The 7901-nt window shown below is 66.8% G+C and carries 6 protein-coding genes and 1 pseudogene; 5 read left to right on the forward strand and 2 right to left on the reverse strand.

The features are described from left to right. Positions 1 to 294: pseudogene (locus H926_RS34960) on the reverse strand (serine hydrolase); the annotation flags it as partial. A gap of 234 nt (positions 295 to 528) precedes the next feature. Here H926_RS34960 and H926_RS0118445 point away from each other — a divergent pair. Then, positions 529 to 804: a hypothetical protein gene (locus H926_RS0118445; RefSeq protein ID WP_237741096.1), complete on the forward strand. Its 276-nt coding sequence runs from the start codon at positions 529 to 531 to the stop codon at positions 802 to 804. 37 nt (positions 805 to 841) lie between these two features. Here H926_RS0118445 and mnmA read toward each other — a convergent pair whose 3' ends face one another. Beyond that, positions 842 to 2047 (reverse strand): tRNA 2-thiouridine(34) synthase MnmA, encoded by a 1206-nt coding sequence (mnmA, locus tag H926_RS0118450; protein ID WP_022677616.1) that lies wholly within the window; start codon positions 2045 to 2047, stop codon positions 842 to 844. 139 nt (positions 2048 to 2186) lie between these two features. Here mnmA and H926_RS32665 point away from each other — a divergent pair, with 139 nt between their 5' ends. From H926_RS32665 to H926_RS0118470, 4 genes are all read left to right on the forward strand, one after another. Beyond that, the gene (locus tag H926_RS32665; protein ID WP_133726783.1) at positions 2187 to 2537 is read left to right on the forward strand and encodes a hypothetical protein; all 351 of its coding nucleotides are present in this window, start codon (positions 2187 to 2189) and stop codon (positions 2535 to 2537) included. Next, positions 2534 to 2833 (forward strand): DUF1153 domain-containing protein, encoded by a 300-nt coding sequence (locus H926_RS0118455; protein ID WP_022677617.1) that lies wholly within the window; start codon positions 2534 to 2536, stop codon positions 2831 to 2833. Before H926_RS32665 ends, H926_RS0118455 begins: the two co-directional genes overlap by 4 nt. 532 nt (positions 2834 to 3365) lie before the next feature. Continuing rightward, positions 3366 to 4517: an efflux RND transporter periplasmic adaptor subunit gene (locus H926_RS0118465; RefSeq protein WP_022677618.1), complete on the forward strand. Its 1152-nt coding sequence runs from the start codon at positions 3366 to 3368 to the stop codon at positions 4515 to 4517. Between the two features lie 33 nt (positions 4518 to 4550). After that, entirely contained in the window at positions 4551 to 7766 is a 3216-nt protein-coding gene (locus tag H926_RS0118470; RefSeq protein WP_022677619.1) for an efflux RND transporter permease subunit, read from the forward strand. Positions 7767 to 7901 lie beyond the last annotated feature (135 nt).

Genomic DNA, 7901 nt, shown 5'->3' on the forward strand with positions numbered 1-7901 from the left:
GATCGAACGCGCGATGCCACCGCCGGCAAACCGGGTGTTTTCGTGATAGCCGGGGCCATAGCGTTCGGCCACGATGCGTCCGGCACGCATCACGATTACCGCGCGGGTTTCCCCCGCACCCTGGGCGGCGGCGCCATCGTTGGCGGTGAACAGCGCGTCAACCGCGCGGGCCAGGCCTTCGCGCTCCACCCCGGGATCGTCGATCACCGCCGCCAGCGCCTGGGGCGAGAGCGGCTGCTGCGCCGGCTGGCTGGCCGAGCAGGCGAACAGGACTGGTGCAAGCGCCGCCGGCACGATAAGGGCCAGCCACCGGCGGGCACAGGGTAAACGGAATCGCGGGGCGCTCTGCATGGTTGCCCGGTCTTTCCACCAGATCGAATGCACATGGCAACCACCAAGCCTTCTTCATCCCCGAATGATCCGCTCCGTTTTGGTGGCCAACCGCCTGCGTCTCCATCTCCAGGGCCCCGCCGGGCGGGGCACTGGGCCTGGCGCGGGCTGGCAGCAATCGTCATCATCGGCCTTGTCGTGGGCGCGGTATTCGTCGCCTTTGTCTGGCGCCCGGCGCACGACAACGCGCGAATCGAGGCGGCGCGCGCGGCTCGCCTGGCCTGCTCGTGCCGCTATATTGGCGGCAGGGCGCTGGGTGATTGCGAAAAGGACAATCCCAAAGGCCGCTTCCCGGTCTCGCTGGCCGAGGATGCAACCGCCCACAGCGTGACCGCGACGGTTCCGCTCGCCGCCGCGCAAACTGCCACCTATCGCGAAGGCTGGGGCTGCCAATTGCAGGCCTGGCGCGATTGAGGCGCGGGCAGGGGGATCACCCTTGCCGCACTCGGGTTTACAGCGCGGCCAGCGGCTCGGCCGCTTCGGTGCCGTCGATCCAGCCGCCGCCAATCACCCGTTCCCCGGCATAGAGCACCGCCGCCTGGCCCGGCGCCACGCCATATTCGGGTGTGGCAAAGCGCAAGGTCGTGGCGGCGCCATCGCCGAACGGGCCGTCCAGCGTGACCGGCACCGGCTTGGCCAGCGAGCGCACCTTGGCGGTCAGCGGCGTGCCATCGGTCGGCAGGGCGCCGATGCGGTTGGTTTCAATGACGCGCGCCGCGGCCACGCCCAGCAACTGGCGCGGCCCCACCAGCACGCGGGCGTTGGCCGCGTCCAGGCCCACGACATAGAGCGGCTCAGGCTGGCCACCGATTTCCAGGCCACGCCGCTGGCCCACGGTATAGTGGATCACGCCCTGGTGCTGGCCCAGCACGGCGCCGCTCTGGGCATGGACGATCGTGCCGGGGCGCCCGCCTTCGGGGCGAACGCTGCGCACGATCTTGGCGTAATCGCCATCGGGCACGAAGCAGATGTCCTGGCTGTCGGGCTTGGCGGCAACCGCCAGGCCCATCGCCTGGGCCAGGGCGCGCACCTGCGGCTTGGGCAGGCCACCCAGCGGGAAGCGCAGGAAATCGAGCTGTTCCTGCGTCGTGCCATAAAGAAAATAGCTCTGGTCGCGAGCGGGATCGGCGGCGCGGTGCAACTGCGCACCATCGGGCGTCGCCACTCGGCGAACATAGTGCCCGGTCGCCAGGCAATCGGCGCCCAGTTCGCGCGCCATGGCCAGAAGATCGGTGAACTTGGGCCCCATGTTGCAGCGGATACAGGGAATCGGCGTGCGGCCGGCGAGGTAATCGTCGGCAAAGCGCTCGACCACGTCTTCGCGGAAACGCGATTCGTGATCGAACACATAGTGGGCAATACCCAGGCGATCGGCCACGGCGCGGGCATCGCGGATATCATCGCCGGCGCAACAGGCGCCCTTGCGCCCAGTGGCGGCGCCGTAATCGTAAAGTTGCAGCGTGATACCAATGACTTCGGCGCCGCTGGCAGCCGCCAGCCCGGCCACTACCGAGCTGTCCACCCCGCCCGACATGGCCACCACGATGCGCCGCGCGCTGGCCGGGGCGGCCAGATCGAACAGGGGCAATGGATCGGCCAGGCCGGTAAAATCAGGCACCAGTTTGGGGATCGCGGAAGGGGGGATGCAATGCGACATGGCCCGCCCATAGGCGCTTTTCCCACGGTTTTCAGCGCAAAAATGGCACGGAACGGGCGGGGTGCGCTGGCCATGTGGTTAATTTTTTGTAAAGGGCGGTTTTACACTCCCTTATCCCTATCGGGCTACTGTCAGCCCCATGGATTTGGGTTTTGAAGATCTGCGCGGCCTGGTGGGCGCCGAATCGGCAGGGGTGCTGCGCCAGCTGCACTGGGCCGAATTCTGTGCCCGGCTGGAAGCCGCACAGGACCTGCGGCGGGTGTCGCAGGATTCCGTACTGGCGATGCCGGGCGGAACGGGCCTTGGCAGCTTCCATCGGGTCGCAGCCTGGATGTTGCACAAGGCAGGTGAACACACGGCAGGTCATGAAGATCTCGTTAACCCAAACTCTTCAGTGAATGGCAAAATGGAGGGAAGCACAACGGTGATGAAGCCAAACAGGCCGTCCCCCCCGCCGAAAGGCTCAGCTGACCGACGAGAAGTGCCATGATCGAAAATCAGAAAATCAGGCCGGCGCAGGTTATTGGTCCCTTGGGTGAACCGCTGACGCTGGATAACCTGCCCCCCGCCAACACCACCCGCTGGGTGGTGCGCCGCAAGGCCGAAGTGGTCGCTGCGGTCAACGGTGGGTTGCTGACCATTGATGAGGCGTGCGAACGCTATGGCCTCACCCTCGAAGAATTCGCCTCGTGGCAGCGCGCGGTGGATCGCTCGGGGATGCAGGGCCTGCGGGTCACGCGTATCCAGCACTATCGCGACCTTTACGAGCGCCAGCTCAAGTATTGATCACGCGCTGGCTTGCCGGCCCGGTGCATTGCGCCGGGGCTGGCGGCCCGCGTCACACCGCCATCCACGGTGCGGCCGTCCGGGGCAACCCGGGCGGCCGTTTTGGCGTCTCGGCCCCGCAGCGGTGGGTTCGTTGCCGAGGCGAAGCGCAAATGCTTCGGTTATGACGTTGTTTGTCGAGCCGTGATTGCAACTGGTCGTTGCGCCCGCTAAAAGCTGCGTAAATGCTGGCAAGGTAAGGAACCTTCGGAACGTGGCGCTTGATGCGCGGCGCTTGGCGAAGGCGGGGGCCATGCCGGCGACCGGCGTTACCGGCGGCTGGCCCATGCCGGTGGCCGGCCGCGATGACAGGCAGCCGGGCAACCGGCCGCCACGTTAGACCGACGTTGGGAACACATCGCCCGGCCTGTCGCTGCGCATGGCGCAAGGATGGGGCGGGCAAAGGGGATCGTGGCCCGGGCTGCGTGGTGCCGTATGGTACGCGCTTGCCGGTTGGGCTGGGGAGGCAATTCTGCTGGACAAGACGCAAGACATGAGCAGCCTGGCCGATGTGCCGGCAACCGGTGGCAATCGGCGGCGTGCCTTTGCCATCGGCGCGGGGCTGGTCGTGCTGCTGGCTCTCGCCTGGTGGCTGATGCACCGCGATGCCGGCGGGCCCAAGGCGCCCGATGCCGCCACCCAGGCTCAGACCGTTACGGTGGTGGCGCCGGGCCAGCAGACCGTTGACGCCACCGTGGTGGCCAGCGGCGTGATTGCCGCCAAGCGCGAAATGCCCGTGGGCATTGCCGGCGAAGGCGGTATCGTGCGCAGCGTGCTGGTCGATGCCGGAACCTGGGTTCATGCCGGGCAGGTATTGGCCGTGGTCGATCGTTCGGTCCAGGTGCAGCAGGTGGCCAGCCAGGCCGCTGGGGTGCAGGTGCAGGAAGCCAACGCCCGCATTGCCCAGAGCAACCTTGATCGCGCGCTCAAGCTGGTGGCCAAGGGCTTTATCTCCAAGGCCGATATCGATCAGCTGACCGCCACGCGCGATGCCGCCGTGGCGCAGGTGCGCGTGGCCCGCGCCACGCTGGGCCAGCTGCGCGCCAGCACGGCGCGGCTCAACATCGTGGCCCCGGCCGATGGCTTGGTGCTGACCCGCGCGGTAGAGCCCGGCCAGATCGTCAGCGCGGGCAGCGGCACGCTGTTCCGCATGGCCAAGGATGGCGAACTGGAAATGCAGGCACGCCTTGCCGAAGTGGATCTGGCGCGTATGCACGTGGGCGTGACCGCCCAGATCACCCCGGTCGGCACGGCGCAAAGCTTTACCGGCACGGTGTGGCAAGTGGCGCCGACGATCGATCCGACCACGCGCGAGGGGATTGCCCGCATCGCGCTGCGCTATGATCCGGCGCTGCGTCCGGGCGGCTTTGCCAGCGCCACGATCCGCAGCGGCGTCACCACGGCGCCGGTCCTGCCCGAAACCGCCATTCTCAGCGATGAAAACGGCAGCTTCGTCTATATCCTCGATGGCGCCAACAAGGTGACGCGCCGCGCGGTGAAGATCGGTGACGTCACCGCGCACGGGATCGTCGTGCGCGAAGGTCTCTCGGGCAACGAGCGCGTGGTGCTGCGCGCGGGTGGCTTCCTCAATCCCGGCGATACGGTCCGGCCGGTCACGGCCGGCACTGCCGCCGCGGCGCACTGATCGACCACCCGTGATCGGACCAGGGAAACGGCCATGAACTTTCGCAATCTCTCGGCCTGGTCCATCCGCAACCCGGTCGTTCCCATCGTCCTGTTCCTGGGGCTGACCCTGGCGGGCCTGGTCTCCTTCATGCTGATGAAGGTGCAGGACCAGCCCGATATCGAGTTTCCGCTGGTGATCGTGCAGATCAGCCAGCCCGGCGCCGCGCCCACCGAAATCGAAACCCAGATCACGCAGCGGGTGGAAAGCGCCGTGCGCACTATCGCCGGGGTCGACACGATCACCTCCACCGCCTCGGAAGGCTCCAGCCAGACGATGGTGCAGTTCAAGATCGGCACCGACATCTATGGCGCGGTCGCCGAAGTGAAGAACGCGGTGGACCAGGTGCGTGGCGACCTGCCCGACGGCATCCTGGAACCGCAGGTATTCAAGGCCGAAACCTCGTCCGATCCCATCGCCTATTGGGCGGTTTCGGCCGACGACATGACGATCGAGCAGTTGTCGTGGTTCGTCGACGATACCGTGGCCAAGCGCCTGCTGGCGGTGCCCGGCATGGCCGAGGTGCACCGGGCCGGCGGCGTGACCCGTGAAATCGCCGTGACGCTCGATCCCATGCGCATGAAGTCGTTCGGCGTGACCGCGATGCAGGTCAACAATGCGCTGCGCCAGGTCAATCTCAACGCCGCGGGCGGCAAGGCCGAAGTGGCCGGTGCGCGCCAGTCGGTGCGCGTGCTGGGCAATGCGCGCTCTGCCTTCGATCTGGGGCAGACGCAGATTTCCGTGGCGGCCGGCCGGGTGATCCGCCTGTCCGATGTCGCCGACGTGCGCGACAGCTTCAGCGAAATCACCTCGATCGCCAAGTTCAACGGCAAGCCGGTCGTCACGTTCAGCATTGCCCGTGCCCGCGGCGAATCCGATGTCAGCGTCTATGATGACACGGTCAAGGAACTGGCCAAGATCTCGGCCGAGCAGGGCCACAAGATCCGCTTCACCCAGCTGTTCACCAGCGTGAACTACACCAAGCAGCAGTACCACACCTCGATGTCCTCGATGGTCGAAGGCGCGGTGCTGGCGGTGATCGTGGTGTTCTTCTTCCTGCGCGACTGGCGGGCTACGTTCGTGTCGGCCATCGCCATTCCGCTCTCGGCCATTCCCACGTTCGCCGTGATGCATCTCATGGGCTTTACGCTCAACACCATGTCGCTGCTTGCGCTGGGCCTGGTGGCGGGCGTGCTGGTGGACGATGCGATCGTGGAAATCGAGAACATCGTGCGGCATATCCGCATGGGCAAGACCCCGTTCCAGGCCGCGATCGACGCCGCCGACGAAATCGGCCTGGCGGTGGTGGCGACCACCTTCTCGATCGTGGCGGTATTCCTTCCCGTGGGCCTGATGCCGGGCATCTCGGGCCAGTTCTTCAAGAACTTTGGCCTCACCGTGGTGGTGGCAGTGCTATTCTCGCTGCTGGTGGCGCGCATGATCACGCCGATGGTCGCGGCCTATTTCCTCAAGCGTGACCAGCGCGACATTCCCCATGGCGAAGGCCCGTGGATGGACCGTTACATGGCGGTGCTGCGCTGGTCGCTCGATACCACGCGTGCGGCCGCCTATCGCGCGCTGCATCCGCGCCGCCGGGTGCGGGCGCGGCTGCGCGATCATCGCCTGTGGATGATGGGCATCGGCCTTGGCGCGCTACTGCTGACGGGCGCGATGTTCGTGGTCATCCCCACGCAGTTCTTCCCCGATACCGATAGCGATTTCTCGCAGATCAACGTGGAAATGGTGCCCGGCACCACGATCGACCAGACGGCCGCCAAGGTGGACGAGGTGTACAACCTGATCCGCAACGAGCCCGAGATCGAAGTGGCGCTGGAGCGGATCACCGAGGGCAGCGGGCGCATCATCATGACGCTGCGCAAGGACCGCCCGCGCACCAGCCTGCAGTTCCAGCGCGAACTGACCCCGCGCCTGCAGCAGATCGCCGATGCCCGCGTCACGTTCCAAAGCCAGAATGGCGGCGGCGGTGGCGGCTCGGGCCGGCCGATCAGCGTGATGCTCTCGGGCTCTGATCCCGATCTCCTGCAGCGCACCGCGCAAACCCTGGTGCAGCAGATGAGCGGGCTCAAGCAACTGGTGGCACCGCGCATCAGCGCCGACTTGCGCCGCCCCGAAATCGTCATCACCCCGCATCTTGATCTGGCCGCCTCGCTCGGCGTGACGACCCAGGCACTCAGCCAGACGATCCGCATCGCCACGCAGGGCGAAATCGACATGAACAGCGCCAAGTTCTCGCTGTCCGATCGCCAGGTGCCGATCCGGGTCAAGCTGCCGCTCGATTCCCGCCGCGATCTGTCGACCATCGAAAACCTGCCGGTGCAGACCGCGATGGGCACGTCGGTGCCGCTGGCGCGCGTTGCCAGCATCGGCTTTGGCTCGGGCCCGACGACGATCCAGCGCTACAACCAGAACCACCGTATCTTCGTGGGCGCCGATCTGCCGCCCGGCGTGGTCAAGGGCACGGCGATGGATGCCATTGCCAAGCTGCCGATCATGCAGAACCTGCCCACCGGCGTGTCCAACGCCCCGGCCGGGGAAGACCGCTGGCAGCAGGAAATGCTCACCAACTTCTTCATCGCGCTCGCCACCGGCGTGCTGCTGGTGTTCTCGGTGCTGGTGCTGCTCTATCACCGCTTCGTCTCGCCGCTGGTCAACATGGGCTCGCTGTTCCTGGCGCCGCTGGGTGGGCTGATGCTGCTGGGCCTGGTTGGCCAGGCGTTGAGCCTGCCGGTGTTCATTGGCGTGCTGATGCTGTTCGGCATCGTCGCCAAGAACTCGATCCTGCTGATCGACTTTGCGATCGAGGAAATGTCGACCGGCAAGGGCAAGCTGGAGGCGATTACCGAGGCCGGGCACAAGCGCGCGCAACCAATCATCATGACCACCGTGGCGATGATCGCCGGCATGGTGCCCACTGCCATTTCGGTGGGCGGTGACGCGGGCTGGCGCGCGCCAATGGGCACGGTGGTGATCGGCGGCCTCACGCTCTCCACCCTGCTCACGCTGCTGATCGTGCCGGCCGGTTTCAGCCTGGCTGACGGCTTTGAAAAGCGGCTGGGACCTTGGCTTGCCCGCGTGTTCCTGGCCGCCCAGCCGCGTCCTGCGGCGCCTGGCGCAACGGACCCGCGCGGCCCTGCCACCGGCCCTGCAACCGGGAACCACACCGCGCATGAGGCATTCCCGGCGGAGTGACCATCACTCCCCGCCGTCTGGCCCGCGCTGCAAGGCCCCTGATCCAGCCCGTTGACCGGGCGCGCACCACGCGCCTTGTCGCCACCGGCCTGCTGGTGGTGATGGCCGGGCTGTTTGCCCTGGCGCGCACCATGC

It is taken from the genome of Novosphingobium sp. B-7 (assembly GCF_000410615.1).
GTDB lineage: Bacteria > Pseudomonadota > Alphaproteobacteria > Sphingomonadales > Sphingomonadaceae > Novosphingobium > Novosphingobium capsulatum.